Genomic DNA, 26,872 nt, shown 5'->3' on the forward strand with positions numbered 1-26,872 from the left:
AATAAAAAGTTCCTGCTTTACTCACACAAAAGCATAAAAATCATACTTCCCATGCATAATAAAAAAGCTCGAAATCGAGCTTTTAAAAATATTGATCCTATATTATTATGCAAATGATGCTTCCCTTGGTGTCATTTACTATCTTCTCTAAGGTCAGCTGCATTTTCCCTTGTATATCATCAGGCATTTTATACAGCTTGCTTTGGAGTTCGTCTTTCACCATGTCATAGAGGGGTTTGCCAAACACATTGGTTTCCCATATTTTTTCCGGATTGCTTTCAAATTCATCCATAAAATACCTGACAAACTCTTCGCTTTGCTTTTCTGTCCCCACAATAGGCGATACCTCAGTTTCAACATTTGTTCTTATTATATGCAGCGACGGTGCGCTGGCACGAAGCCTGACTCCAAATCGCCCGCCATGCTTAACTATTTCCGGCTCTTCCAGCTTGATTTCATCCACAGAGGGAGCTACGACTCCATAACCTATTTCCTTTACATCCTTTATGGCATCCCGTACCTTATCATATTCTTTTTTGGAATGCGAAAGTTCACGCATCAAAGAAATCAGCTGGTAATCTCCCTCTATGCCGTAACCTGAAATCTCTTCCAGGACTTTATAGAACAGCCCCTCTTTAAGGTTAAACTTCACGTCCACAGTTCCTTTTGCCGGATTCATATCTCTTATGCCGGCATTTTCAAGATTTTCTAATCCTGACAATGCATCTGTTGCCGCAGCTACTTCCCTCAGCCTAAATATATCTTTAGTATTATCTACTATACCGCTTACGATCTCCTTTTTCAGCCAATGATCATTTTCGAGAGAATCGATCCATCTCGGCATATGATAATTCAGTTCTCTAACCGGGAACTCAAATAATACCTTTGATAGAATACTGTTTACATCATTGATTTCCATGTTAAGGCAATCTACCAAAATTACAGGTGTTTCATATTTTGCTTCCAATGACTGCCGCAATTCCTCTGCTTCTTGACTGTCTGCCTTTGCAGAGTTTAATATGATTACGAAAGGTTTGTTTATCTCCTTTAGTTCATTTATTACCCTTTCCTCAGCCTGTATATAATTTCTTCTCGGAAGATCTGTAATGGTCCCATCAGTTGTGATTACCAGACCAATGGTTGAGTGCTCATTGATCACCTTTTTTGTACCGATTTCCGCTGCATCTTCAAATGGAATCATATTATCGAACCATGGAGTGTTTACCATCCTCGGGTTTCCTTCCTCCAGGTGCCCCATAGCACCTTCTACCAGATAGCCTACACAATCTACAAGCCTTACCTTAAATTTTGCATTTCCTTCAAGAGTCAACTCAATAGCTTCATTGGGCACAAATTTAGGTTCTGTAGTCATTATAGTCCTTCCGTTTGCACTTTGCGGCAATTCATCCTTAGCCCGGTCTCTCTTATATTCATTTTCAATGTTCGGTATTACAAGCAAATCCATGAATCTCTTGATAAAAGTTGATTTGCCCGTACGCACCGGGCCGACCACGCCTATGTATATGCTTCCTTCAGTTCTTTCGGCAATATTTCGATATAAATCAAATTCTTCCACGATTTTACCCCCTCTCAAAGGATTATAACCTTCAAATATTGCATTATATATATATGTCAGGTACATAATAATATTACAAAAAAAGATGCTTATTAAGCATCTTTCCAATTAACGGCTTCTATTTCCGGCAAGTCTTCCATCTCATGAGTTTTATTTCTTGTCATTAAATTAATAACAGAATTTCTTACTTCATAGTCATCGAACAGGACTCCATATATTTCTTCGGTTATCGGCATCTCAATGCCAATCTTTTTTGATAATTGGTAAGCTGATTTTGTAGTTCTCACCCCTTCGACTACCATCTTAGTCGAGCTCAGCACCTCTTCCAGAGTTTTACCTTGGCCAATGGCTATTCCGGCTCTCCTGTTCCTGCTGTGCATGCTTGTACAAGTAACTATCAAATCGCCTACGCCTGACAGGCCGTTAAATGTATTTTGCCGTGCGCCCATAGCAACCCCTAGCCTTGCAATTTCAACTATGCCTCTTGTCATAAGAGCAGTCTTTGTATTGTCCCCAAATCCCAGGCCATCTGAAATACCTGCGCCTAAAGCTATTACATTTTTTAAGGCTCCGCCTAATTCGACGCCGACAATATCGGGATTAGTATAAACTCTAAATCTTGGGGTCATAAAAGTATCCTGAATAAATTCTGCAACTCTTTTATATTTTGAGGATACTACCGTTGCAGAAGGTATATTCCTTGCAACTTCTTCCGCATGATTGGGCCCCGATAAAACTGCAATCGGATTGTCAGGCAGGTATTCCTCTATAACTTCCGACATTCTGCAAAGGGTATCATTTTCTATTCCCTTGGCAAGATTCACTATTACTTGCTCTTTATTTAAATAACTGCGAATATTATGGACCGTTTCTCTCACCGCATGAGAAGGAGTGCCTAAAACGATTATATCTGATTCCCTGCAGCAATACTCCAAATCGTTCGATATATGGATCTTATCGGGAAGCATAACGTCAGGCAAGTATGTAGTGTTTTCCCTTTTTTCATTTATGGTCTCCAACAGCTCCTTATTCCTCACCCATAGCTTTACGTTTAGACCTTTGCTTGCCAAGGAAATAGCATTAGCAGTCCCCCAACTGCCGGATCCTATAACGGAAACTTTAATCAACCTCCATCGCCTCCTACTATCTCTCAACTTTATCTCCAATTTTCGCTTCTGTTCCAGCAATCAACTTGCTTAAATTCGACTTATGCCTGTATATGGCCATGGCAGAAAGCAAAAAGCTGAATAATACCAGCTTACCCGGCTGCTTAGTCATGAGCATGGTTATAGGGAAGATGCCCATTCCTATAATAGAAGCCAATGATACATACTTTGTAATAAATATTATTATTAATCCTATAGGAACAATAGCTGCAACAATATAAGGATTTATAGCGATCATGACTCCGATTGTGGTGGCAATTCCCTTCCCACCCTTGAAGCCCAGAAGCATTGGCCAGTTATGCCCTATTACAACAAATATGCCCGCCGCAATCTGCCCGTCATCGTGGCCAATCAACTTTCCTAATACTACTGCAAACACGCCTTTCAGCGCATCCCCTGCAAAAGCAAGCAAACCGGCTTTAGCGCCTAAGGTCCGTAATACATTTGTTGCCCCTGCATTTCCGCTCCCGTGTTTTCTTATATCGATGCCGCCTTTATATTTTGCGATCAGATAGGATGCAGAAATATTGCCAAGAAAATAGGATATTATGCTTATGGTAATTATAGTCATTTTCACATACCCCCTATTCTTTATCTTTGCCTCTTATCAAAAATCTAAAGGGAGTCCCCCGAAATCCAAAAGATTTTCGTATTTGATTTTCAAGATACCTTTCATAGGAAAAATGCATAAGCTCGGGATCATTAACGAATATAGCAAAGGTAGGAGGCTTCACTGAAACTTGAGTGCCATAAAGAATATTCAGTCTCCTTCCGCCGGATACTGCAGGCTGATTCATCAGCACTGCTTCGCTTATCACATCGTTGAGCAAGCCGGTCTGAACCCTCAAAGCATGCTGGTTTGAAACAATGTCAACCATTTCAAGTATCCTAGAAACCCTCTGACCAGTCAGCGCGGATACAAACATTATGGGGGCATAGCTCATGAAAGGGAGTGCTTTCATTATATCCTCCTTGTATTTATTCATGGTTTTATCGTCTTTTTCTACTATATCCCATTTATTGACTACAATTATTGCCCCTCTTCCTTGCTCATGCATATATCCTGCTATTTTGCTGTCCTGCTCTGTGACACCTGCATCTCCATCGATCACCAATATGGAAACATCCGATCGCTCTATTGCTGTTAATGATCTTATTACGCTGTATCTTTCTATTGCTTCGTTTATTTTCCCTTTTTTTCTCATTCCTGCGGTGTCTATCAGCACATATTTCTGACCCCCTGCTTCGAAAGGCGTGTCAATGGCATCTCTTGTAGTACCCGGGATATTACTTACTATGACTCGGTCCTCTCCAAGTATTCTATTAATGATGGAGGATTTTCCCACATTAGGCCTGCCTACTAAGGCTACCTTGATCGTAAGATCATCATATTCCTCCTCATCTGCTTTTGGAAAGCCGCTGACTACTTCGTCAAGCAAATCTCCCAGCCCCAATGCCTGACCTGCGGATATACCTATCGGCTCTCCCAAACCCAAATTATAAAATTCATAGATATTGTTCATGTATTTTGGTGAATCAATCTTGTTGCAAGCTAAGACGACCTTCTTGCTGGTTTTTCTCAGCATATTTGCAACCTCTTGATCAGTAGAAGTAATTCCTTCCTGTCCATCTACAACAAAAACTATGACATTCGCAGTTTCTATGGCTACCTCTGCTTGCCTCTTCATCTGCAGCATTATTATATCCTGAGAAAAAGGCTCGATCCCTCCGGTATCTATCAGAGAAAAAGTTCTGCCGGTCCATTCCGCCTCTGCATATATCCTATCTCTTGTAACACCGGGTATATCTTCAACTATCGATATGCGTTTTCCGGAAATTTTATTAAAAAGCGTTGATTTGCCAACATTAGGCCTGCCTACAATAGCCACAACCGGTTTTGACATAAAAAAACCTCCATTTCATTTGCAGTATTCTACTATATTAGAAACTAAATCGCTTCCGTCTTGCTCACATATTATGATTTTAATGCCTAATCTTTCTTCAATATCTTTTACTGTTATATCATCTAAAAAAACTGTTTCTCCGCTTCGCAGCATATTATCAGGTATAAAAACACTTTCGGAAATATTTTTACCTTCAAGCTGAGATATTATATCTCCCCCGGTTATGAGGCCTGACACTTTTACAGACGGTCCGAAAAACTCATTCCTTATAGCAATGACATCAAGCTTAAATCTGGGAAGCTTATACATTATCTTCCGGCAAGCTTCCTCAAGTATAGGCATGGCATATTCTCCGGTGAGTATGGTTCCCCTTGCCGGCATGGCTGCATTGTTTTCTATTCTATCCAGAGAGCTTGCAATCTCATGATTGAACATGGCTATTATTCCTACACCATTCTCGATTTGAGAGAATTCTTCATAATTCTCATAGGCTTGAGTTTTCCTTCCTGCTATTATGTAGAATTCATCGGAAAGAAAAACAAATCTGGTACCTATCTTATCCATGTACTGCTCTTGGAGAGCTTCTACTTGATCTATTACCTCCCGGGCTGTATGTTCATTATATTCCTTTAGCGGAAAAAGCCCATCTCTATATCGTGTTAAGCCCACAGGCACAACAGCAACGCAGTTTAATTCCGGATAAAATTCATATAAGTCTGCTATGGTTTTCTTCAATTGGCAGCCATCGTTTATTTCCGGGCATAGGACCACCTGGCCCTTCATCTCTATATGGCCTTCTTTTAGCCTTCTCATATATTCTAAAAGCTTATCTGCATTTTTATTATTCAGCATCCTCTTTCTGAGTTCCATATCTGTTGTATGAACCGAAATATTTATGGGGCTTATTCTGAACCTAATTATCTTTTCAATATCCTTATCCTTTATATTAGTCAAGCTCAGGAAGTTGCCCTGTAAAAAAGACAATCTTGTATCATCATCCTTGAAATATAAAGTTTTTCTCATGCCCTTTGGAAGCTGGTCAATAAAACAAAAAATGCACTTATTGTGACAGGATTTAGGCTCATCTATAATTCCCCCAAACAGCAAGCCCAAATCTTCATCATATTCCTTTTCTATCTCAAGCTCCCATATCTCCCCGTCAGGCTTTTCTATCTCCAAAACCAGAACTTCATCGCTTATGAGATATTTATACTCTAAAATATCTCCCACTGCTTCGCCGTTTATGCTCAATAGCTTATCGCCCTTTTCTATTTCAAGCTCATCTGCAATACTTCCTTCTAAAACCTCTTGGATGGTTACTTTGCAGTATGACATAAATTTATCCTCCTGCCTTTCCATACTATTTATATATTATAACCATTGGCAGGATTAAGCACAACATAATTTTAGCCAATAAAAAAACAGGCTTGTGCTATATAACAAACCTGTCTTTATGGGTTTCTTATTCATTTAAATCAATATGCTCGCCTGTGACCCCGTATATGGTCCACTCGCATATGTTTGTGACATGATCTGCAATTCGCTCTATATACTGGCTTATAAATAAGAAATAGGTGCTTTGATTTATTTTCTTCGGATCTTCCATCATAAGCAGGAGCAGTTCTCTGAATATCTGGGCATGTAGCCCATCCACCTCATCATCTCTTTTTGATACCTCTTTGGCCTTTTCTATATCCTGCTTAACATAGGCATCTATGCTGTCCTTTACCATGCCTGTAACTATATAAGCCATCCTGGGTATATCGATGAGTTCCTTTATATATTTTTCCTTTGACAGCCGTTTTGTTATTTTGGCTATATCTACCGCATGATCCGCGATTCTTTCTAAATCAGTTATTATCTTTAGCGCAGTGGCTATTATTCTTAAATCTTTTGCAATGGGTTGCTGCAATGCGATCAGCTTCAAGCATTTGTCTTCAATTGCTATCTCCATTTTATCTACGATATCATCTGACTCAATAACTTTTTCTGCCAAATCCGTGTCCTGCCTTTTTAAGGCATTGATGGAATTTGATAGTGCGTCTTCAACTATACTGCTCATCCTTATAAGGTCCAGCTTAAGTTCCTGCAATTCATTATCAAAATAATTCCTTGTCATCATCATACCCTCCTATTCAATTTTAGCCGAATCTTCCTGTTATATAGTCCTCTGTTCTCTTATCTATGGGTTTGTAAAATATATTCTCTGTTTTATCATATTCAATAATTTCTCCATTTAGAAAAAAAGCTGTGTAATCCGATATCCTTCCTGCCTGCTGCATATTATGGGTGACTATAATGACCGTATATTGCTTTTTCAAATCTTCCATCAAGTCTTCTATTTTCATGGTTGATGCCGGATCCAAAGCCGAAGTGGGTTCGTCCATAAGCAAAACCTCCGGCTCTACAGCCATTGTCCTTGCTATGCACAGCCTCTGCTGCTGTCCGCCGGATAGGCCGATGGCATTATTCTTCAGCCTGTCCTTTACTTCATCCCATAGAGCAGCTTCCTTCAAGCTTTTCTCCACTATATCATCCAGAACAGCCTTGCTTTTAACTCCGTGTATTCTTGGGCCATAGGCTACATTTTCATATATGGAAATTGGAAATGGATTAGGCTTTTGAAACACCATGCCAACCTTCTTTCTGAGCAGGATAACATCATACTTATCCACATTTGTTCCGGCTATCTCTATTTTCCCATTCCTCCTCACATTTGGGATAAGATCATTCATCCTGTTGAGGCATCTAAGAAAAGTCGATTTACCGCAGCCTGAAGGACCGATCAAAGCCGTAACGGCTTTTTCATAAATATCTATGTTTATATCCTTCAAAGCTTGATGATCTCCATAATATAAATTGGTGTCTTCTACCTTTATTTTTATAGTCGACATAAAATCTTATCTCCTTTTAGCTATGAAAATATTTTTTATCAATCTGTTCGCAACAAAATTTATTATAAACACCAGAATTATCAGCACTACCGCTGTTGCATAAGTGTTTTCCCTGGATAAACCCTCAGAAGCCAAAGTATACAGGTGAACCGACAAGGTCCTCCCTGGCCTAAAAATAGAATGCGGAATACCCAATGAACTCCCTGCCGTATATATTACAGCAGCGCTTTCGCCTATAACCCTTCCCACGCCCAGTATCAAGCCTGTCAATATGCCCGGCATAGCCGTTGGAATTATTATTTTTCTTATTGTTTGAAGCTTTGTAGCCCCTAATGCCAGGCTTCCTTCTCTATAGGATTTAGGCACTGCCTTTATTGCTTCTTCCGAAGTCCTTACTATTGTGGGCAGTATCATCAAGGTAAGCGTCAAGGCGCCTGATAATATCGAATATTTCAGATTCAGATAAACTACAAAGAATGAATAGCCAAATAAACCATATATAATCGACGGAATTCCTGCCAAAGATTCGGTTCCGAATCTGATGATCTTCAGCATAATCCCTTCCTTGGCATATTCGGTCAAATACACAGAAGCACCAACACCCAGGGGAGCAGCAAAAACTGTAGATAAAGCAACAATGTAAAAGGTAGAAACAATTACTGAAAATATGCCCCCGGCCTTGCCCATTTTTCTAGGCTCCTCAAGCAAGAAGCCCAAGCTGAGATGGGAAATTCCATTTATTATTATATTAGCTAAAATAAGCACCAGAATGATTATCGTCATCACAGAAAATCCCCACAGCAGTGCAAAAGCAATTTTTTCTTTATTTCTGGAACTATTTATATTATTCATCGCATCCAAATTATTCACCCACCTTCTTAGGTATGAGATTGGCCATAAGGTTTAAAATCATAATAAATACAAATAGAACTATGCCTGTTGCAAATAATGCCTTCTGATGCTCTCCGTTGGCATAACCCATTTCTATCCCGATATTTCCCGTCAAAGTCCTTGCGGTTGATAAAATGCTCTCAGGGATAAATGTGCTGTTGCCTGTTATCATGATCACCGCCATGGTCTCTCCTATGGCTCTGCCCATACCCAATATCACTGCGGATAGTATGCCTGATCGCGCTGACGGAAGTATCACTCTTATAATGGCCTGCCAATGTGATGACCCCAGGGCCAGAGAGCCTTCCTTGTATTCCTCGGGCACTGCTTCTATGGAGTCCTTGGATATATTGATTATTGTAGGCAGAATCATTATGGCCAGGATTATGCTCCCCGCTAAAATGCTGAAGCCCTGATTATTAAAGACTTTCCTTATCATAGGCACTATAACGGTCATCCCGTACAGGCCATATATGACAGAAGGTATTCCCGCCAGAAGTTCAATACCTGGTTTTATGATTTCTGAAAGCTTGGGTGATGCGATTTCAGCCAGATAAACAGCGCAGCCTATTCCAATGGGCACTCCAATGATCAAAGCACCTAATGTAACATAGATGGAGCCAAGTATCATTGGGAAAATACCATATACTCCTCTTGTGGGCGCCCATACCTTGCCCCAAAGGAAGTTCATAATTCCGGTTTTATTGATAACAGGCCAGCCCTCTGCAAAAATAAATGCGGCTATAAGAGCTACTCCCAATACTGCTATACCGGCACAGATAAGGAGTAGTTTTTCTATAATTCTCTCACTAGTTCTCATCAGGCTCTTTCCCTTCTTTAAAAATATGAGTTGCTCTCTTGATAAACAATCATGACTAAGACTCCTGCCCAGAATTAAGCAGGAGTCTTAGCTATGCTAAGTTTCTTGATAATATATCAACTATTTAACAGCTTTCAAATAATTATTTTCAGCGACAATTTCCTGCCCTTCCGCACTCAATATGAAGTCAAGGAAAGCTTTTGCAAGTCCTGTCGGCTCATCCTTGGTAAGCATCAAGAAAGGTCTTGATATTTTATAAGTTCCTGTGGCTATGTTTTCCTCACTGCATTCAGCTCCGTCAATGTTTATAAGCTTTATATCAGTTTTGTCTTTAGCGCTTCCGAAGGAAGCAAAGCCTATTGCATTGGCATCACCTGCTACAGTGATCATAACAGCACCTGTAGAACCTTGGGTTATTGCTGAGGCTAAAGTTTTATCTACTTTCTTGTCCCCTTCAGTCACTTCCAACTTTACCAGTTCTATAAATGCTCCTCTGGTTCCTGAGCCTTCTTCTCTGGTCACAACTGTGATTTTAGCGTCTTTTCCTCCGACTTCCTTCCAGTTTGTTATTTGTCCTGTATATATTTTCCTCAACTGCTCAACGGTCAAATCCTTTACACCATTTTCAGGGTGTACTATAACCGCGATGCCGTCAATGGCAATTTTAAATTCTTTCAAGGATTTTTCTTCAGGCTTTAAATCTCTGGATGACATTCCGATATCAACCACGCCATCCTCAGCCGATTTGATCCCTACACCTGAGCCGCCGCCTTGTATATCGATAGTTGCATTGGGGTTTTTAGATTTAAATGCATTTGAAAGTTCTTCAGCTAAAGGTTGAACTGAGGTAGAACCGTTGATTACGATGCTTTGTTTTTCCGGTTCCTTAGGCTGTTCCGGAGTTGGTTCATTTTGAGCAGGTTGTCCGGAGCATCCGGCCAATATTACTCCAGTCACAAGTACTAAGCTTAGGATTCCTTTAATGTTTATTTTTTTCAATTTTATTCCTCCTCTTCTTTATTACAATTAGATGATAATAGAGCTATGTTAAACCACTATAAAGGTATTGTTAAATCCATGTTAAATATATAAAAAAGCCTTGATGTTCGTCATCAAGACTCTTTTCTAACCAGCGGAAATTTTATTTTAAATTTAGTGCCTTTTCCAGGCTGGCTCTCTACTGAAATCTCTGCGCCAAAACTGATGGCAATATGTTTTACGATTGAAAGTCCTAATCCCGTGCCTCCGTATATTGCCTTTGATCTGGCTTTATCTACCCTGTAGAAGCGTTCAAAAATCCTTGGTATGCTTCCCTCGGGAATCCCTATTCCAAAATCCTGTATTGAGATGACTTTTCGCTCATCTTCAACCAGCGCTTCAATCATCACTTTGCTGTTTTCACCGGAATATTTTATTGCATTATCGATAAGATTTATTATCATCTGCTTAAATTTATCTCTGGGCCCAAATAAAAAGCCTATATCTTCTTCTATATTTTTCTCAATTTTTATATTCTTTTTTTCTGCTTGAGACTTAAAGATCATAATAACCTCATCTATTGATGTCTCTATACTAAATTTCTCTTGAGCGGTTTTTTCTTTTTTGTTTTCCAGTTCGGAAAGCACAAGTATATCGGTAATTAAATTGGTAAGCCTCTCTGCTTCATAATCAATAATATTTAAGAACTTAAGAGCTGTGTTTTCATCCTTTACAGCGCCTTCTTTAAGGGTTTCTATAAAACCCTTTATAGAAGTCAGCGGGGTCTTCAGCTCATGGGATACATTTGCAACAAATTCACTCTTTATTCTTTCCAGCTTTCTTATCTGAGTCACATCCTGCAAGGTTATTATTATGCCGATGGTATTCGTCCCTTCATGCCCCATGATAGGGTTAGTATACAGCTTTATATTTCTTTCCTGGGGATAGCTTAACATCACTTCAGTTTCTTCAAATTTCTTATTTTCAATTGAATTTTTTAGATACTGGTTGATCTGATGATTTCGCAATGCATAGATGAGATACTGGCCTTTCAGATCCTCGTCCTCAATATTCAGCAATTTTTTTGCATATTTATTTATAAAGAGTATCCTTTGGTTATTATCTATGGCTATTATTCCATTTATTACGCTGCCAAGTATGGCTTCCATTTCCTCATTTCTTCTGTTCAATCCATTAATATAGTATTGAAGCTGCTCTGCCATATTGTTTATTGAGCCTGCCAGCTTTGCTATCTCGTCTTTTCCTTCAACTGCCAGCTTCAAATCAAATTTCCCCTTAGATATTTCCTCAGACATTTGTGTGATCTGGGATAAAGGCTTGGTTATTCTCTTTGAAGTATTGTATCCGATGATCAAAGCTATTGCCAATCCAAACCCAAAAGCTATCAGCAGATTTGACAAGTACCTCTTTTTGATCGCTTCAATATCCTTTAACGGCATTGACAATCTGACAATATAGCTATTCTCTATACCACTTTTCACCGGTAAAGCATAATATAAGTAATTAGCCTTTATGGTAGAGCTATATCTTTTTTCAAGAGCGCTTAGCCCATTTATTGCTTTTTTGACTTCAGAACGTTCTCTATGATTTTCCATCTTAGACGGATCCTCATATGTATCTGCCAATACAGTACCCTCTGTATCAATCAATGTGATCCTTATTTCATCAGAAGTCTTTATTTTTTTTATATAATCATTAATATTATCATAGCCGTGTTCATTCAATCTTTGGGCAATGATCTCGGCAGTCAGATAGGCATTGGATATAAGTTTGTCTTCGACACCTTTATTGTATGTAGATTCAATGGTGGTATATGATAGTAAGCCGCTGATGACAATACCGATCAAGAGCACATAATACAGATTGAGAAAGATCTTTTTTTGCATCATAGATCACCCGGCTCATCAAATTTATATCCTACGCCTCTTATAGTCTTTATCATTCCTTCCCCTTCATCTCCCCAAAGCTTCCGCCTCAAATGCCTTATATGGACATCTACCGTTCTCGTCTCTCCGCCATATTCATAACCCCATACAGCATCAAGCAGATAATCTCTTGTCATCACCCTTCCGGGGTTTTCCGCCAATATCTTCAGCAATTCAAATTCCTTTAATGTAAGGGTTACCTTTTTACCATTATTTTTTACCTCGTATTTTTCTTCGTCAATTTCCAGCTCTCCAAATCTGATCTTGCTTTTCTCCGTTTTTCCCTCCGAAGAATCCTTGCTTTCATTAAGTCTTCTCATAATGGCTCTTATACGGGCAATAATTTCTTTGATGCTGAAGGGCTTAGTTATATAATCGTCAGCTCCCAGCTCTAAGCCTAAAATTTTATCCAATTCCTCGCTTTTAGCAGTGACCATAAGTATTGGTATCTTCTTTACTTTTTCATTAGCCCTTATCATCTTGCAAACTTCCAAACCGTCAGCACCAGGTATCATTACATCAAGTAAAATGACATCCGGCATATTATCCAGCACCTTTTGAAAGCCCTCGTTGCCATCCCCCGCAACAATAACCTCATACCCGCTGTTTTCAAGATTATATCTCAGCAGCTCCTGTATATTGTAATCGTCTTCAATAATCAATACCTTCATGCTGATAAATTCACTCCTTTAATAATTAAGCTCCATAATGGCTGAGAGACTCCCGCTCTGTCCGTTATCTCTCCTGTAAGAGTAGAATAAATTGCTATTGCATTTAGTGCACATCTTGCTTTCGGTGATGAACTCCTTCTTCACACCTGTCTTTATGAGCATCTGCATATTTGCACTCCACAAGTCAGCTAAATATTTGCCATTTTTCTTGGGAAAAACAATGCTGTCATAGTCTTCAAAGCTTTGCTTAAATATTTCTGCAGTATCTTCGCCTATTTCAAAGCAATCTTTTCCGATAGAAGGCCCAATAGCTGCAAGGCAATTCTCCGGCTTCGTTCCATAATAAGCTTTCATTTTTTCCAGGGTCCTCTCCGCAATGTGGAGAGTTGTACCCCTCCAGCCCGAATGAACCAGTCCTATCGCTTTATTGACAGGGTCAAGAAGAAATATTGGTACGCAATCTGCATAAAAGGTCATAAGAGGAATATTGGGCAGATTTGTTATTAGAGCATCATAGCCATTGACAGTGTTATTTCGTATAGAATCTTCATTTACAACCCTCACATTATCGCCGTGTGTTTGCTTTGTCATAACAAGCTTCTTAGAGTCTATGCCAATAGCACTGCATATAATGTCCAGGTTTTTATTAGTTATTTCTGCAGGCTCATCCTTATATGGAGATGTGTTCAGGGATGCATACAGGCCTTCACTTGCTCCGCCCTGTCTCGTAGTAAAACAATGCCTTACTATCCCTGTATCTGTAAAGGCAGGGATAGTAAGGTATATTAATGTTCCAATCTTGTTAACTTTAAAAGCCATATTATATTATTCACTCCAACATGCAAATATTATCGTTCAATAATATATTAGCCTTTTTCGTCATCAATAATCAACAAGTTTCTTTCAAATCATCCGAAAATCTTAATGTTTCTTCCAGGCTTTTTATTCTTTCCTCCAACTCCTTAATCCTTGCCTCTACCGGATCCGGCAAATCTGTATGGTTCAGATCTATTCTTAGCAGTTCATTATCCTTTTTGGTAGTATGAGCAGGGACTCCAACCGCTGTTGTATTTGGGGGAACACATCTTAGAACCACAGCTCCGGCACCTATTTTGGCATTTTTGCCTACGGTTATTGGCCCTAATATTTTTGCTCCTGAGCCGATAGTAACATTATTGTGGATTGTAGGATGTCTTTTCCCTTTATCTTTGCCGGTTCCGCCAAGTGTCACTCCTTGGTATAGAGTGACATCATCTCCGATTTCGGTTGTCTCCCCGATTACTATGCCCATTCCATGGTCAATAAAAAGTCTTTTGCCGATGACTGCCCCGGGATGAATCTCTACGCCTGTAAAAAATCGCCCTATTTGTGATATGAGCCTTGCTGTCAAAAAGGCGCCTTTCTTATAGAAAAAATGACTGATCCTATAAAAAATTATTGCGTGCAGCCCCGGATAGCATAACAGGGCTTCCAATTTGCTTTTTACGGCAGGATCTCTCTCCATTACAGCCGAAATGTCTTCATTAAAATTTTTAAACATTATACCTCTCCTCTAATATTTATTGTAGGGGATCATTTGAAGCCCATGCACTGATGGTACAGGCTTTTAAGTCAATGGTATATTAAAAAAACAAATCTTTCTGCACATCAGAAAAGCCTCTTAATAGGAATATATTCCTACTAAGAGGCAGTTTTATTCTGCGGTTCCACTCTTAAAATACTTCATAGGTACCATCATACCCAAGCACTTATAACGGATGCATCCGTAACAGCCTAATAAATTTCGGCCTAAAGCTCCTGGAGGCACTTTCGGCAAATGCTTTTAAGATTGCTCGCAGCCTTGACAATCTCTCTCTTTAAAAGCAACTAAATACCTACACTTTCCAATCATAGCTTTTAAATATTTAATTCCGAGTGTTATAGTATGATTTAATTATAAGTGCCTTATATTTTTTTGTCAATATAGAATTTAAAGATTCATCAAAACAATTTTTCCCTCTGTCAGGCTTTCTTTTATATCAATTATTCTTTGGTTCGATGAGCCTCTAAAACATAGTGATAAGTCCTTCTTTTCTTCAATATATGGTCCGTCAACCAATACGTCAACATTTCCCAGCAGTTCTTTCCAGAAAGGCTTTTCTTCCTTATGTGAGATGATATAGTCATATTCATAGCCTGAATATGCCCATACATCCTTACCCATGGCCTTTGTTTTCTCTGCTATAAATGCAAAAGCTTCTGCCTGTTCAAAGCATTCTCCCCCGGAACAGGTTATCCCGTCAATATAAGCATTGCTTTGTATATCTTTGACAAGCTCATCAACTTCATAAATACTTCCACCATCAAAGGAGTGAGTTATTGGATTATGGCAGCCTTTGCATTTATGGGGGCAGCCCTGGGCAAAGATAACATACCGTATGCCTTTTCCGTCAACTATACTTTCCTTCTCCAGGCCCGCTACCTTAATAAACATGCGATCATCTCCAATGCGTTCTTCTGTCTAAGAGCTCGGATTTTTTGGCATCATTAAATCTGTCAATGGTAGACAGGTAACCTGTTATTCGCCTAATCCTTCTAATTTCAATACTGCCGCAGCTTGGGCAATCCTTTTCAATAATTCCTGAATATCCGCAGTTTTTGCACTCGTCTATAGGGAAATTAATTCCTGCATATCCCATATCGCAGTCAGCCATGTGATTAAGTATTTTTTCAAAGGCTTCTCTATTGCCATTTGGTGATGATTGAAGCTCTATGTATGAAATATGCCCTGCATTGCACAACTTGTGAAAAGGAGCCTCCCGGCGTATTTTTTCAAAAATACTTATATCGTAACCGACAGGGATATGATATGAATTTGTATAATATTTTTTATCGGTTATACCGGGAATTTCACCGAACTCCTCTCTATCCTTATTGGTGAATCTTCCGCTTAAACCTTCGGCAGGTGTCGCATAGCATACAAAATTCAGGTCATATTTATCCGAATAATAATCTGTTCTTTCTTTTATCCTTTCAATAATTCTATATCCTAAATCCATTGCTTCGTCCGATTCTCCATGATGCTTTCCCGTCAAAGCGATCAAAGCCTCCGCCAAGCCTAAAAAGCCTATAGCCAGACTTCCATTTTTTATTGCATCCCTGATGGAATCCTCATCCTTCAAATTCTCAGAACCCATATAAAGCTTTTGCCCCATAAGAAACGGAAGATCCTTGACTTTTAACGCCGCAATAGTATTGAATCTATGAAGGAGTTGTTCCTTGCAAAGCTCCATAAGCTTGTCCAACTGATTAAAAAAGCTATCAACTTCTTTATTTTTAATAGCCAGCCTAGGCAGGTTTATAGTAACCGGTGTAATATTTCCTCTGCCGGAAGAGATTTCCTCGCCGTGCCTATTACTTATAACTCTTGTGCGGCAGCCCATATAGGCTACTTCATCTCCATATTTTCTATTGAAAGACGAATCCATGAAGCTGAATGTAGGGTTCATCCTTTTTGAAGCTACCGCCATGGCTCTCTGGAACATATCATAATTTGGGTCACCTGGCTGAAAATTGATTCCTCTTTTTAAGCGGAAAACGAGATTCGGAAATATGGGGCTTTCTCCTTTGCCAAGGCCTTTGTCAAAAGCAGTTAAGATAGCTCCGATCACCATTCTCCCTTCAGGTGTAATATCAGTTCCGAGGTTGATGCTGCTGAAAGGCACCTGCGCACCTGCTCTGCTATGCATGGTGTTCAGATTGTAAACCAAGCCCTCCATCGCTTGATATACCTCTTCTTCACTTGTTTGAGGACATAGCTTTCTGATTATCTCACCCATGGTCTTGTCAAAATGGGGAAAGCTCTGGCCTCCGAACATATCATTCTGATTGCTTTGCAGTATAATCGCAGCTTGTGCTGCAGCAGTTGATATTCTTTTAGGAGGTCTTATATAGCCATATCCCGTATTGAAGCCTTCTAAAAGAAGCTTTGTTAAATCTATCTGGAGGCAATTTAAGGTTTTGCCATAATAATCAAGATCATGAATATGTATCTCACAATTTATGTGAGCTCTGCTCATTTCCTCGGGAATTACATTGTTCAAATAATATTGCTTGCTGGCAGCAGAGGCTATTTGAAGCATCTTAGCGGATGGTGAATTGCCTACATTTGCATTTTCCCTGCTGGTTTCAACTAAAATATCTTTTACTATATCCATCAATTCACTTTTTGCTTCTCTCATCCTGGTTCTCTTTGATCTATGCAATATATATGCCTTTGCAGTCTTTGCATGTCCATTTTCTATAAGAACTTTTTCTACGGCATCCTGAATCGTTTCAACATCAGGAACTTCATCAGTGTTATATTTTATCAAATAGGATATAACCTTCTCTGTTATGCTCTCAGCAGTTTCATAATCCTCCCCGCCTACTGCTCTGGCGGCTTTAAATATAGCACTCGCAATCTTCTCTTTTGTGAAATCTGTTATTCTTCCATCTCTCTTTTTTATTTTTTTAAGCAAAATCCCAACCTACCCTTCGTTCATTAGTTTATTGAGCTCCTCTAAAAATGTATTGATATCTTTGAATTGTTTATACACCGAAGCAAAACGAACATAGGCAACATCATCCAGCTTTCTCAATCTGACCATGACCATCTCTCCTATCTTCTTGCTGTTAATTTCCTTCTCCATCATATTGTACAGCTCTTTTTCAATGTTATCTGCCATATCTTCAATATCTTTAACAGAAACCGGTCTCTTTTCACAAGCCTTCAAGATTCCATTTACAATTTTGTTTCTCTGATAGAGTTCGCGGCGATCATCTCTTTTTACAATTACCAAAGGCATCTCTTCAACCTTTTCATAGGTTGTAAATCTTTTTGAACAGCTTTCACATTCTCTTCTTCGCCTTATTACTGTATATTCATCTGCAGGCCTTGAATCAACAACCTTGCTTTCATTGCAACCGCAATAGGGACATTTCACAGAAATTCCTCCTCACGCATTTTATTCATAATAAGCTAAAAATGCTGTAAAAAAAAGATGAAAAAGCGCTTATTATCGTAGTACTTAAAGCTCATTTAAACAATATATAGTATATAGAATATTATACTATACATTATATGGCTATTAACTGCGATTTTAGCTTAATTTGGTGAAATTATCCCATCCTTCTTTTTTTTACTTGTTCTTACGCTGTTATGCATATTCTGCTACGGATTTTTATCTATCAATATCACATCCAGCCCTATTTTCTTAATTTCCGTCCATGGTATTAAAATATCATTGTCCTTTGATAATACGCGAAATAATTTGCCTTCCGACGGTATTATTATTGCTTCTATGATACCCGTTTCCATGTTTATTTCCACATCTGATACAAAGCCCAGCCTTTTACCGTCTGATATGTTTATAATCTCCTTTTGCCTTAGTTCCGACGCCTTAAACATCGTAATCCCCCATTTCTAATACATGTCTTATATAAATATATAAGACATGTATTAGAAATAGAACCCGTAACTATATTAATGAGATCATAAAAAAGCTGCCATTTGGCAGCCTTCTCAGATATATTTTCTCATATGGCTTAGGGCAGTTTTTTCTAAGCGGGATACTTGAGCTTGAGAAATCCCTATTTCTTCTGCTACTTCCATCTGGGTCCTGCCTTGAAAGAATCTTAAATTCAATATCAGCTTCTCCCTGTCGTTCAACCGTCTCATGGCTTCACTTAGAGCTATGCTTTGCACCCAATTGTCATCTTTATTCTTATCATCGGCTACTTGATCCATAACATAAATGGCATCACCATTATCATGATATATGGGTTCAAATAACGATAAAGGGTCTTGTATAGCATCTAATGCAAATACAACCTCCTCTACCGGCAAGTTAAGCTCCTTAGCTATCTCCGATACTGTAGGTTCCTTTGAATGCTTATTGATCAACTTATCTCTTACCTGCAGAGCTTTATAGGCTATATCTCTCAAAGATCTGCTCACTCTTATAGAATTATTATCCCTCAAATATCTTCTGATCTCGCCTATTATCATCGGAACTGCATAAGTAGAAAATCTGACATTTTGTTCTAAATCAAAATTATCTATAGCCTTGATTAAGCCAATACAACCAACCTGAAACAGATCATCCACATACTCTCCACGGTTATTGAATCTTTGTATCACGCTTAAAACTAACCGCAGGTTGCATTTTATAAATTCTTCTCTGGATTCCATGTCACCTTGACGTATTTTCTTTAGAAGTTCCATCATTTTAGCATTTGACAGAACCGGAAGCTTTGAAGTATTCACACCACATATTTCAACCTTATTAATCATAATTCAGGCACACCCTTTATTTATAGTTGACATTTAAATTATTACCATAGCTATCATTTTTATTCACATAAATGCCTTCATTGATCACCAAAAAAAAATCCAGATTTCCATCTGGATTGCGAAAGCTTTATATCATTTTATTGATCTCTTTTTTCAGCCTCTTTATTATTCTTTTTTCCAGTCTGGAAATATAGGATTGAGAAATTCCCAGCATATCTGCCACTTCTTTTTGAGTTTTCTCTACGCCATCATTTAAGCCAAACCTTAATTCCATTATCCTTTTTTCTCTTTCATTTAATTTCCTCAAAGCCAAATCCAATAATTCCTTATCCGTCTCGTCTTCCAGATATCTGTATATCAAATCATTATCAGTGCCTAATATATCCGAAAGCAGCAACTCATTTCCATCCCAATCAATATTCAAGGGTTCATCAAATGAAATTTCTGATTTAACTTTACTATTTCGTCGCAGATACATTAATATTTCATTTTCGATGCAGCGCGATGCATATGTTGCCAGTTTGATTTTTTTATCCGGGTCGAAGGTGTTTACCGCTTTGATCAGTCCTATGGTTCCGATTGAAACTAGATCCTCCACACCGACGCCTGTATTCTCAAATTTTCTTGCTATGTAAACTACCAGACGCAAATTTCTTTCTATCAGCACTGCTCTGGCATTGCTTCCTGCTTCGTTAAGCCTTGATATCCAAATTATTTCATCATCAATATCCAGCGGAGGAGGCAGCGCTTCATTACCTCCTATGTAGTGGATCCAGCCTTCATCAGTGGGCTTAATATGCTGCTTTATTCTTATAATCAATAGTATAAGTTGAAGGGCTAATAATCTAAATATTTTATGCACTGTTTTTCCCCCCATTATAATAGCTTAATATGTCTGGATGCAGTAAAGCGTTATATTCACCATCTTTGGATAATTTTTTATTATATATTGCAATAATAATATCCTTGATATTTTTTTTTGTGTTTTTATCTTCAATGTTAATAGCATCCGGCTTAAATCCGATCAGCATACCATTCTCATTGCCTAAGGATTTAAATGGTATAAATCTGAATTTTGTCATCCATTCAGATTTTGATAAGACCGATGCTATTACATTTAAATTATTATCTTTGTTTTCTTCAAAAATCCTTTGAATTTCTGCCGGTAAAAGCTCTTTTACAATTTCGTATTCTGCTATCAATACGGGTAAATTTGTTATAGGGTCAGTAAGTGAATTGCCGGTGTCCACTAATGCTACTAAATAAATTCTCTTGTTTTCTTGAAGTACGGAAACATCCATTAATATTTTTTCACGCCGGATCTTCGAGACTATATAACCCCAGGAAAATTTTATTATTATATATGCCGATAAAATAGAAGCAAAGAGAAGCTTAACCGGAAAGCTCTCCATATAAAATATACCCTGGTATGAAAACTTAATTCCATTGATGAAATAAAAAACACCAAAGGCTGCTCCGCCAAATATCAGCGAGACAATATAAAATACTGCTACTGCTCTTCCGAATTCTTTTAAGTTATATGGATTGAAAGCCAAAGCGATTATAAATAATGAGAATATAAGCTTTAAAAACCAGGTGTAAAGATATTCATAGCCGGGGAAATAGTAGAAAACAGAATAAACAGACCCTATTATAGAAGCCAAAAAAATATTCAACTTCTTATACCGGCTCCTGGTTAGCTTAGCTGTGCTAAACAGTATTATGCAGTTCATCACTAAGTTTTCCACAAATATTACATCGCCATATACATATTGGATCATATTCCCACAAACCTTTATTAACAGTATTCTTAATTTAGGTGGAGTTCATATCAGCAGTATATATTATTTGGCCGCTATAATAATTATAGAAATATGTGAGAAAAATATTTGTCATTTTTGGTAGTCGAAATAAAAAAGTACATTTTATAAATCTACATAAAAATACCTTTTGAGCTAAGAGCACCGTTAATATTTAAATATCTGCTTATACCCTTTAAGATGCCATCAGAAATAAGCTCTTTAAATTTGTCCTGTTCAATTTGTAATCTCTCATGGGGATTTGAAGAAAAGCCAATCAAAGAAACTATAGAGATCTCGTTAGCCTTTAAAAGTGTGGTTATTTCATTGTTGGTTTTAGAATCACATCCGATTATTCCTCTATTGTAAAGATTTGTAGCCTTGATCAACTCTCTTTGAACCTTTTTAGCGAGTAAATCTCCTGTCTTACTTGCCGTATTGTAATATGTTTCAACACCTTTTTGATTTGCGTTCTCAGACCAGTTTGAATCTATGGAAATCAATATTTGAGCTCGGGATTCACGGATTTTACTTATCCTTTCCTCGAGGCTTATTTTATTCATATCCTCTGGCCTGATCTCAGCTTGAATGCCTATAGCCTCAAGTTTTTTTAATACTTTTTCTCCTATCGGGTAACTGCTGAAGATTTCATCCCCCATTCCATGGCCCCAATCAATATATACTTTTTGCATAAAATACCACCACTCAAAAATTATGTATAATATATGTATATTTTTATATGACTTATTTATGCTCACAATTTATCAATTAATAGCATAAAAAAAACTGGAGCTCATCCAGTTTTCTTATTTATACCTGTTTCTTAAAAAAGGCGGTATATCAATATCATCATTTTTATAATTAGATTTCTGCGGATCGGTTTTTTTATTAACTTCAATCTCTTCTTCAACGGCTGAAAAATTTCTTGGCTCAACTTCATCAAAACCGGTTGCAATAACAGTTATTCTTATTTCATCTTTCAAATTTTCATCTATTACTGCCCCAAAAATAATATTTGCATCCGGGTCTGCGGATTGGAAGACCAGCTCCGCAGCTTCGTTCACTTCAAAAATACCTAAGTCCGCACCTCCTGTTATATTTAAGAGCACACTCTTCGCACCCTCAATAGAGGTTTCAAGAAGAGGACTATGTATAGCCTGTTTAACAGCCTCGGCACTTCTGTTTTCACCGTTGGACTTGCCTATGCCCATATGGGCGAGTCCCTTGTCAGCCATTATCGTCTTTACGTCTGCGAAGTCAAGATTAACAAGCCCCGGAACGGCTATCAGATCCGATATCCCCTGCACGCCCTGTCTCAGCACATCATCTGCAATCCTGAAAGCGTCCATTATTGATGCCTTTTTATCAACAATTTGCAGCAATCTATCATTAGGTATCGTAACCAGCGTATCTACATGCTCTTTTAACTCCAGCAGCCCTTTTTCAGCTTGCAGTTTTCTCACTTTGCCTTCAAATCCAAAGGGTTTAGTTACAACCCCCACAGTCAGTATACCTAGCTCCTTAGAAACTTTTGCCACAATAGGGGCAGCCCCTGTCCCTGTACCTCCGCCCATGCCTGCTGTAACGAAAATCATATCCGCGCCATCTAAGGCCGCCTTTATTTCCTCATAATTTTCTTCTGCAGCCTTTTTTCCTATCTCTGGATTGGCACCAGCGCCTAAGCCTTTTGTCAGCTTCTCCCCAATCTGAATTTTGTTCTGCGCTTGGGCCATACATAGTGCTTGCTTATCTGTATTAACAGAAAAAAATTCTATACCCTTAAGCCCTGCAGCAATCATTCTATTAACAGCATTATTCCCGGCGCCACCTACGCCTACAACCTTTATACGAGCAACCGAATTAGCTTCAACATCAAACTCGAGCACATTACGACCTCCCTATTACATCCGTTATTCATAAAAATAATACCTATTGATCTCAAATCGCTTCAATAGAAGCCTTTCTTACATTTTTTTGTTGGTTTTCCTTATATATTGTTCAACGCAAATATCCAATTTCCTTTATTTTTATAAAATTTTTATTTGCTATTTTTTTTCATTTTAGCCAATATATATCTTCTTATTATGGCAAAATTTTGGAACAGCCTGACACCAAAGGCGAATATTGCCGCATAATATATGGGAACCCCCAGTTGATCTCCAATATAAGCCAATATAGCGGCTAAAATAGCATTGGCAAAAAAACCCGAAATAAATATTTCAATATCAAAGGTATTTTCCAAACTGGATCTTATACCTCCAAACACTGAGTCCAAAGCTGCCAGTATTGCTATGGACATATAGGTTGAATATTGTATAGGTATCGTGACCGGAGACAGCAAGCCAAGCAAAACTCCTAATAATAAACCTAATAATGGAACTATCATTTCTTTTCACCTTCTTTTATGCTTTTCTGATATTTCAACTTTAAGCCAGACTTATATCCATCCATTACAATCTTTTCTGCTTTTTCCACTCCAACTTGGATTCCGGTATACTCCATAAAATCAACATAGCTGTCTGGAGCCAGAACTGAAGCTTCAAGAGCTTTTGGATCTCCAATCGCTTTTATTATAAAGGGAGTAGCATGCCTGTTGCCATCTATCATAATTATCGGTCCTCCACATTCAATATCTGAGGTTCCCAATACTCTCTCACCATTGATTGAAATAGCTTCAGCACCTGCAGCTCTAAGTTCATTCACCACTTCTAATACATCGATGTCGTGAATAATATATAATGATGGATCATCCGTATCCCCAAGGTTTTCACTGCTGTCGTTCAAAGTAATGATAATGCCGGGCCCTTCTACCTTTTCCAATCCGGCATAATTTCTCATTTTGCTCCATTCGTCCAACATGGAGTCATATATGCTGCCGCTTTCATTTAAACTGGCCTCATATTCCCCCAGCTTCATCCCCAGCTCATTAACGGACTTCTTAAGGTTATTTATTTCAATCTCCACATTGCTGACATCTTTTTCCATTGCAAGCAGCTTGGGAATGGTAATTATTCCTTGTGAAGGTATATTTGATTTAAGCTGGATGGTTAGAAAAAAGCCTAAAATAACTGCTGCCGCAAGCAAATAGTAATTGGATAGTCCTCTTTTCATATTAACGGGTTTCTCCTTCTTTTACTACTTTGGAAAACTTTTTCTCGATTACGCCATCATATTTTTTTACAATAATTGATTGCTCCTGAGTTATAGATATTGCTATCCCCTTGCCCTCGATCCTCTGAATAATACCATCCCTCATTCTCAAAGCAGCTTCTAAAGTCTTAGGATCGCCTATGGCTTTAAATGTAAAAGGAGGCGCAAATTTGACAGTATTTATATTAATATGGAGTCCTGCTTGTCTGATCTCCGTAGTGGATATCACTCTCTGCCCATTTATTGATATAGCTTCAGCACCTGCTGCATTAAGCTCATTGACAAGCTCCAGCAAATCCGTATAATCAATAATATTATAATTATAATGCTCGGTGAACTTTAAGTCATCTACGAGCATAGTAATGCCGGGTCCTTCTACATCCACAAGACCCGCAATTATCCTGGCTTTATTCAGCTCCTCGCTCAAAAACTTAGCAGCACTATTCCCTTCTGCTTCAGCATTTTCATAATCTCTTAATTTTTTTTCTAATTCATTTTTTAAGGCCGCCAAATTATCCTTCTCTGTTGTGACTCTTTTTAATTGTGATGCTAATTCCCTGGCCCTATATTCAGTTACAGGGCCCACATTGTTTTTCACAGTCTTGAATTGTACAGCAACCATTATTCCTAATACCAAGCAGACAACTCCTATAGCTAGCTGCATTTTTATGTTTTTCATCGATAAACCTCCTGGCTAATCTCTCTTAAAAATTGGATTTCCCTCATGCCTCATATCAACTATTCCTATTTCGTTATCCTCAGTAAGATCCTCTACAATGGTCTTAGCCACGCTTATTTTATAATCCAGCTTATTATTTCCCAAAAGAACACGTATATTATTTCTTGTTATAATTACAATATTAGATGCATCTGACATGTCTATTGTTGCAATTATTTCAGTCATTCCTACATTTTTTAAATATTTCAAAATATTCATCATTGTATCCATTTGATCCTGATTCTCGATTTTCAGTTTTTCTCCTATCTTGAAATCACCAAATGTAATGCCTGAAACTTTAGGGAGGTTTAAATCCGTCTCCAAACCCACTACTTCTATTATTGTGCTCTCTTCGTCAATATTAATAAATGAACCTAGGTAAGGTATAAGGGCTACCCCTTCCCTTTCAATGATATCCAAAGCTATGCTGGAAGGCAATACTCTCTTTATCCTCACTGCTTTAATTTTGGGATTTTCAAACATCCCTCTGATGATTTTTTTTCTGTTTAATTTAAATATGTTTTGATTGTACTGTATATTAGATATTCTGATTATATCATCTTTTTGCAAAGTCTTATTCCCTGTAACATAAATATTTTTTATATTAAATAAATCTGATACCAATAAAAACGAAATAAGTGCAGCTATTATCAGAACCAAAACAAAAAATTTAAACCAAGATTTCATGCTTTCACCCCTAAGGCTTGTACTACATATAAATTTCTTGCAGCTAGGCTGCAATCAATTTTCATCTTTCGTAATATCTGCACCAAGACTTCTAAGCTTCATATCCAAGCTGTCATATCCTCTATCTATATGAATATCTACATTATCAACAATTGTAGTTCCTTCAGCCGCAAGTCCTGCCAAAACCAATGCAGCTCCCCCGCGCAAATCACGGGAGACTACATGGGCTCCCATGAGGTCATTAACTCCTTTGACTATGGCAGCTCTGCCTTCGATTTTTATATCAGCACCCATTTTTATAAGTTCCTCTGCATGCTTATATCTATTTTCAAATATTGTTTCAATAAAAATACTGGTACCTTTTGCCGTGCACATAAGTGCCATCATCTGTGCCTGCATATCTGTCGGGAATCCCGGATAGGGCATAGTTTTCACAAATTCCACAGCATTGGGTCTTTTGCTGCAGCTTATACCTATAGACTGATCATATCGGTATATCTTGCAGCCGCTTTCGCCAAGCTTCGATATTATGGGTTTTATGTGTTCAGGTATAATGTCCCTTATAACAACTTTGCCACCGGTAATAGCTGCTGCAACCATATAGGTTCCCGCTACTATTCTGTCAGGTATGACAGTATGCTCCACGTTTTGGAATTCTCTAACACCTTGTATTCTTATGGTGCTGCTTCCTCCTCCTGTAATTTTTGCACCCATCTTGTTCAAAAATTCCTGCAGGTCGGCTATTTCAGGTTCACGTGCAGCATTTTGTATTATTGTTACCCCTTCTGCCGAAACGGCAGCCAGCATAATATTCTCCGTTGCACCTACACTAGGGTAATCCAGATGGATTTCATTCCCATATAACCTATCACACTCACATAAGATATATCCATGGGATTCCACTATTTTTGCGCCTAGCAATTTCAATCCTGCAAGATGCAGATCGATAGGTCTCAAGCCGATTTCGCATCCGCCCGGGAAACTAATTTTTACCCTTTTAAATCTCCCCAGCATAGCACCCATAAGTATTATTGAAGATCGCATCTCTCTTACAGGCTTTTCAGGAATATTAATATTCAAGTCGCCTGAAGAGTTTACTATCATCGTGCTCCCCTCGAAAGAACAGCTGCATCCAATTGTATTTAAAACATTAAACAAGGTATTAACATCCTTCAGATAAGGAACATTATGAATTATTGATTCTCCGCCATTTATTATAGATGCTGCTAAAATCGGCAGCACAGCATTCTTTGAGCCTTCAATCTTTACTTCTCCCTCAAGCCTATTGCCACCGTTTATGATATATTTGCCCACTGCTCCGACACCTCCAGGAAGTGCTTATAGTAATCACACTAACAT

Annotated in this window: 28 protein-coding genes; all 28 read right to left on the reverse strand. The window is 38.3% G+C overall.

Going from position 1 to position 26,872, the window contains the following annotated elements:
- Positions 1-97 precede the first annotated feature (97 nt).
- The 28 genes from spoIVA to murA all read right to left on the reverse strand — a co-directional run bounded on the left by spoIVA (position 98) and on the right by murA (position 26,827).
- Positions 98-1,576 carry a stage IV sporulation protein A gene (spoIVA, locus tag LJD61_RS00855; protein ID WP_255225606.1) on the reverse strand — a complete coding sequence of 493 codons (1,479 nt, stop codon included), beginning with the start codon at positions 1,574-1,576 and terminating at the stop codon, positions 98-100.
- Positions 1,577-1,668: 92 nt separating this feature from the next.
- Positions 1,669-2,703 (reverse strand): NAD(P)H-dependent glycerol-3-phosphate dehydrogenase, encoded by a 1,035-nt coding sequence (locus LJD61_RS00860; protein ID WP_255225607.1) that lies wholly within the window; start codon positions 2,701-2,703, stop codon positions 1,669-1,671.
- A 16-nt stretch (positions 2,704-2,719) separates the two neighbouring features.
- Positions 2,720-3,313, reverse strand: coding sequence for a glycerol-3-phosphate 1-O-acyltransferase PlsY (gene plsY / locus LJD61_RS00865; RefSeq protein WP_255225608.1), 594 nt, complete (start codon positions 3,311-3,313; stop codon positions 2,720-2,722).
- 13 nt (positions 3,314-3,326) lie between these two features.
- The gene (gene der, locus LJD61_RS00870) at positions 3,327-4,646 is read right to left on the reverse strand and encodes a ribosome biogenesis GTPase Der (RefSeq protein WP_255225609.1); all 1,320 of its coding nucleotides are present in this window, start codon (positions 4,644-4,646) and stop codon (positions 3,327-3,329) included.
- A gap of 15 nt (positions 4,647-4,661) precedes the next feature.
- On the reverse strand, positions 4,662-5,981 hold the full coding sequence (locus LJD61_RS00875) for a DUF512 domain-containing protein (protein WP_255225610.1): 1,320 nt from the start codon (positions 5,979-5,981) through the stop codon (positions 4,662-4,664).
- A 127-nt stretch (positions 5,982-6,108) separates the two neighbouring features.
- A complete protein-coding gene (gene phoU, locus LJD61_RS00880; protein ID WP_255225611.1) occupies positions 6,109-6,765 on the reverse strand; it encodes a phosphate signaling complex protein PhoU in 657 nt (218 codons plus the stop codon).
- A gap of 22 nt (positions 6,766-6,787) precedes the next feature.
- On the reverse strand, positions 6,788-7,540 hold the full coding sequence (pstB, locus tag LJD61_RS00885) for a phosphate ABC transporter ATP-binding protein PstB (RefSeq protein WP_255225612.1): 753 nt from the start codon (positions 7,538-7,540) through the stop codon (positions 6,788-6,790).
- A gap of 6 nt (positions 7,541-7,546) precedes the next feature.
- Positions 7,547-8,392 carry a phosphate ABC transporter permease PstA gene (gene pstA, locus LJD61_RS00890; RefSeq protein ID WP_255225997.1) on the reverse strand — a complete coding sequence of 282 codons (846 nt, stop codon included), beginning with the start codon at positions 8,390-8,392 and terminating at the stop codon, positions 7,547-7,549.
- Between the two features lie 10 nt (positions 8,393-8,402).
- Entirely contained in the window at positions 8,403-9,251 is an 849-nt protein-coding gene (gene pstC / locus LJD61_RS00895) for a phosphate ABC transporter permease subunit PstC (protein WP_255225613.1), read from the reverse strand.
- Between the two features lie 120 nt (positions 9,252-9,371).
- Positions 9,372-10,256, reverse strand: coding sequence for a phosphate ABC transporter substrate-binding protein (locus LJD61_RS00900; RefSeq protein ID WP_408614666.1), 885 nt, complete (start codon positions 10,254-10,256; stop codon positions 9,372-9,374).
- Between the two features lie 107 nt (positions 10,257-10,363).
- Positions 10,364-12,136, reverse strand: a complete 1,773-nt coding sequence (gene pnpS, locus LJD61_RS00905; RefSeq protein WP_255225615.1) for a two-component system histidine kinase PnpS — start codon at positions 12,134-12,136, stop codon at positions 10,364-10,366.
- The gene (locus tag LJD61_RS00910) at positions 12,136-12,852 is read right to left on the reverse strand and encodes a response regulator (protein WP_255225998.1); all 717 of its coding nucleotides are present in this window, start codon (positions 12,850-12,852) and stop codon (positions 12,136-12,138) included. Before LJD61_RS00910 ends, pnpS begins: the two co-directional genes overlap by 1 nt.
- 12 nt (positions 12,853-12,864) lie before the next feature.
- On the reverse strand, positions 12,865-13,665 hold the full coding sequence (pgeF, locus tag LJD61_RS00915; protein ID WP_255225616.1) for a peptidoglycan editing factor PgeF: 801 nt from the start codon (positions 13,663-13,665) through the stop codon (positions 12,865-12,867).
- 70 nt (positions 13,666-13,735) lie between these two features.
- Positions 13,736-14,386, reverse strand: a complete 651-nt coding sequence (epsC, locus tag LJD61_RS00920; RefSeq protein WP_255225617.1) for a serine O-acetyltransferase EpsC — start codon at positions 14,384-14,386, stop codon at positions 13,736-13,738.
- 429 nt (positions 14,387-14,815) lie between these two features.
- Positions 14,816-15,319 carry an anaerobic ribonucleoside-triphosphate reductase activating protein gene (nrdG, locus tag LJD61_RS00925; protein WP_255225618.1) on the reverse strand — a complete coding sequence of 168 codons (504 nt, stop codon included), beginning with the start codon at positions 15,317-15,319 and terminating at the stop codon, positions 14,816-14,818.
- 4 nt (positions 15,320-15,323) lie between these two features.
- Complete coding sequence (nrdD, locus tag LJD61_RS00930; RefSeq protein WP_255225619.1) at positions 15,324-17,345, reverse strand: anaerobic ribonucleoside-triphosphate reductase; 2,022 nt, start codon at positions 17,343-17,345, stop codon at positions 15,324-15,326.
- Between the two features lie 9 nt (positions 17,346-17,354).
- The gene (gene nrdR / locus LJD61_RS00935; protein ID WP_255225620.1) at positions 17,355-17,810 is read right to left on the reverse strand and encodes a transcriptional regulator NrdR; all 456 of its coding nucleotides are present in this window, start codon (positions 17,808-17,810) and stop codon (positions 17,355-17,357) included.
- A gap of 227 nt (positions 17,811-18,037) precedes the next feature.
- Positions 18,038-18,274 carry a YlmC/YmxH family sporulation protein gene (locus tag LJD61_RS00940; protein ID WP_255225621.1) on the reverse strand — a complete coding sequence of 79 codons (237 nt, stop codon included), beginning with the start codon at positions 18,272-18,274 and terminating at the stop codon, positions 18,038-18,040.
- Between the two features lie 114 nt (positions 18,275-18,388).
- Complete coding sequence (sigG, locus tag LJD61_RS00945) at positions 18,389-19,162, reverse strand: RNA polymerase sporulation sigma factor SigG (RefSeq protein ID WP_255225999.1); 774 nt, start codon at positions 19,160-19,162, stop codon at positions 18,389-18,391.
- A 124-nt stretch (positions 19,163-19,286) separates the two neighbouring features.
- Positions 19,287-20,036 (reverse strand): RNA polymerase sporulation sigma factor SigE, encoded by a 750-nt coding sequence (gene sigE / locus LJD61_RS00950; RefSeq protein ID WP_255225622.1) that lies wholly within the window; start codon positions 20,034-20,036, stop codon positions 19,287-19,289.
- The gene (gene spoIIGA, locus LJD61_RS00955) at positions 20,014-20,940 is read right to left on the reverse strand and encodes a sigma-E processing peptidase SpoIIGA (RefSeq protein WP_255225623.1); all 927 of its coding nucleotides are present in this window, start codon (positions 20,938-20,940) and stop codon (positions 20,014-20,016) included. Before spoIIGA ends, sigE begins: the two co-directional genes overlap by 23 nt.
- A 152-nt stretch (positions 20,941-21,092) precedes the next feature.
- Positions 21,093-21,650 (reverse strand): N-acetylmuramoyl-L-alanine amidase family protein, encoded by a 558-nt coding sequence (locus tag LJD61_RS00960; RefSeq protein WP_255225624.1) that lies wholly within the window; start codon positions 21,648-21,650, stop codon positions 21,093-21,095.
- Between the two features lie 114 nt (positions 21,651-21,764).
- Positions 21,765-22,844, reverse strand: coding sequence for a cell division protein FtsZ (gene ftsZ / locus LJD61_RS00965; protein WP_255225625.1), 1,080 nt, complete (start codon positions 22,842-22,844; stop codon positions 21,765-21,767).
- Between the two features lie 152 nt (positions 22,845-22,996).
- On the reverse strand, positions 22,997-23,344 hold the full coding sequence (locus LJD61_RS00970) for a small basic family protein (RefSeq protein WP_303740617.1): 348 nt from the start codon (positions 23,342-23,344) through the stop codon (positions 22,997-22,999).
- Positions 23,341-24,069 carry a DUF881 domain-containing protein gene (locus tag LJD61_RS00975; protein ID WP_255225626.1) on the reverse strand — a complete coding sequence of 243 codons (729 nt, stop codon included), beginning with the start codon at positions 24,067-24,069 and terminating at the stop codon, positions 23,341-23,343. The genes LJD61_RS00970 and LJD61_RS00975 overlap by 4 nt, the downstream gene beginning before the upstream one ends.
- 1 nt (position 24,070) lies before the next feature.
- The gene (locus LJD61_RS00980) at positions 24,071-24,787 is read right to left on the reverse strand and encodes a DUF881 domain-containing protein (RefSeq protein ID WP_255225627.1); all 717 of its coding nucleotides are present in this window, start codon (positions 24,785-24,787) and stop codon (positions 24,071-24,073) included.
- 15 nt (positions 24,788-24,802) lie between these two features.
- Positions 24,803-25,513, reverse strand: coding sequence for a cell division protein FtsQ/DivIB (locus LJD61_RS00985; protein WP_255225628.1), 711 nt, complete (start codon positions 25,511-25,513; stop codon positions 24,803-24,805).
- 54 nt (positions 25,514-25,567) lie between these two features.
- Positions 25,568-26,827: a UDP-N-acetylglucosamine 1-carboxyvinyltransferase gene (gene murA / locus LJD61_RS00990; RefSeq protein WP_255225629.1), complete on the reverse strand. Its 1,260-nt coding sequence runs from the start codon at positions 26,825-26,827 to the stop codon at positions 25,568-25,570.
- Between the last annotated feature and the right edge of the window lie 45 nt (positions 26,828-26,872).

Source organism: Lutispora saccharofermentans (genome assembly GCF_024363565.1).
Classification (GTDB): domain Bacteria; phylum Bacillota; class Clostridia; order Lutisporales; family Lutisporaceae; genus Lutispora; species Lutispora saccharofermentans.

Coding starts and splice junctions, on each gene's coding strand:
- plsY (WP_255225608.1), bottom strand. CDS start 3,313: ATGACTATAATTACCATAAGCATAATATCCTATTTTCTTGGCAATATT.
- der (WP_255225609.1), bottom strand. CDS start 4,646: ATGTCAAAACCGGTTGTGGCTATTGTAGGCAGGCCTAATGTTGGCAAA.
- LJD61_RS00875 (WP_255225610.1), bottom strand. CDS start 5,981: ATGTCATACTGCAAAGTAACCATCCAAGAGGTTTTAGAAGGAAGTATT.
- phoU (WP_255225611.1), bottom strand. CDS start 6,765: ATGACAAGGAATTATTTTGATAATGAATTGCAGGAACTTAAGCTGGAC.
- pstB (WP_255225612.1), bottom strand. CDS start 7,540: ATGTCGACTATAAAAATAAAGGTAGAAGACACCAATTTATATTATGGA.
- pstA (WP_255225997.1), bottom strand. CDS start 8,392: ATGAATAATATAAATAGTTCCAGAAATAAAGAAAAAATTGCTTTTGCA.
- pstC (WP_255225613.1), bottom strand. CDS start 9,251: ATGAGAACTAGTGAGAGAATTATAGAAAAACTACTCCTTATCTGTGCC.
- pnpS (WP_255225615.1), bottom strand. CDS start 12,136: ATGCAAAAAAAGATCTTTCTCAATCTGTATTATGTGCTCTTGATCGGT.
- pgeF (WP_255225616.1), bottom strand. CDS start 13,665: ATGGCTTTTAAAGTTAACAAGATTGGAACATTAATATACCTTACTATC.
- epsC (WP_255225617.1), bottom strand. CDS start 14,386: ATGTTTAAAAATTTTAATGAAGACATTTCGGCTGTAATGGAGAGAGAT.
- nrdG (WP_255225618.1), bottom strand. CDS start 15,319: ATGTTTATTAAGGTAGCGGGCCTGGAGAAGGAAAGTATAGTTGACGGA.
- LJD61_RS00940 (WP_255225621.1), bottom strand. CDS start 18,274: ATGTTTAAGGCGTCGGAACTAAGGCAAAAGGAGATTATAAACATATCA.
- sigE (WP_255225622.1), bottom strand. CDS start 20,036: ATGGGGGGAAAAACAGTGCATAAAATATTTAGATTATTAGCCCTTCAA.
- spoIIGA (WP_255225623.1), bottom strand. CDS start 20,940: ATGATCCAATATGTATATGGCGATGTAATATTTGTGGAAAACTTAGTG.
- LJD61_RS00960 (WP_255225624.1), bottom strand. CDS start 21,650: ATGCAAAAAGTATATATTGATTGGGGCCATGGAATGGGGGATGAAATC.
- LJD61_RS00970 (WP_303740617.1), bottom strand. CDS start 23,344: ATGATAGTTCCATTATTAGGTTTATTATTAGGAGTTTTGCTTGGCTTG.
- LJD61_RS00975 (WP_255225626.1), bottom strand. CDS start 24,069: ATGAAAAGAGGACTATCCAATTACTATTTGCTTGCGGCAGCAGTTATT.
- LJD61_RS00980 (WP_255225627.1), bottom strand. CDS start 24,787: ATGAAAAACATAAAAATGCAGCTAGCTATAGGAGTTGTCTGCTTGGTA.
- LJD61_RS00985 (WP_255225628.1), bottom strand. CDS start 25,513: ATGAAATCTTGGTTTAAATTTTTTGTTTTGGTTCTGATAATAGCTGCA.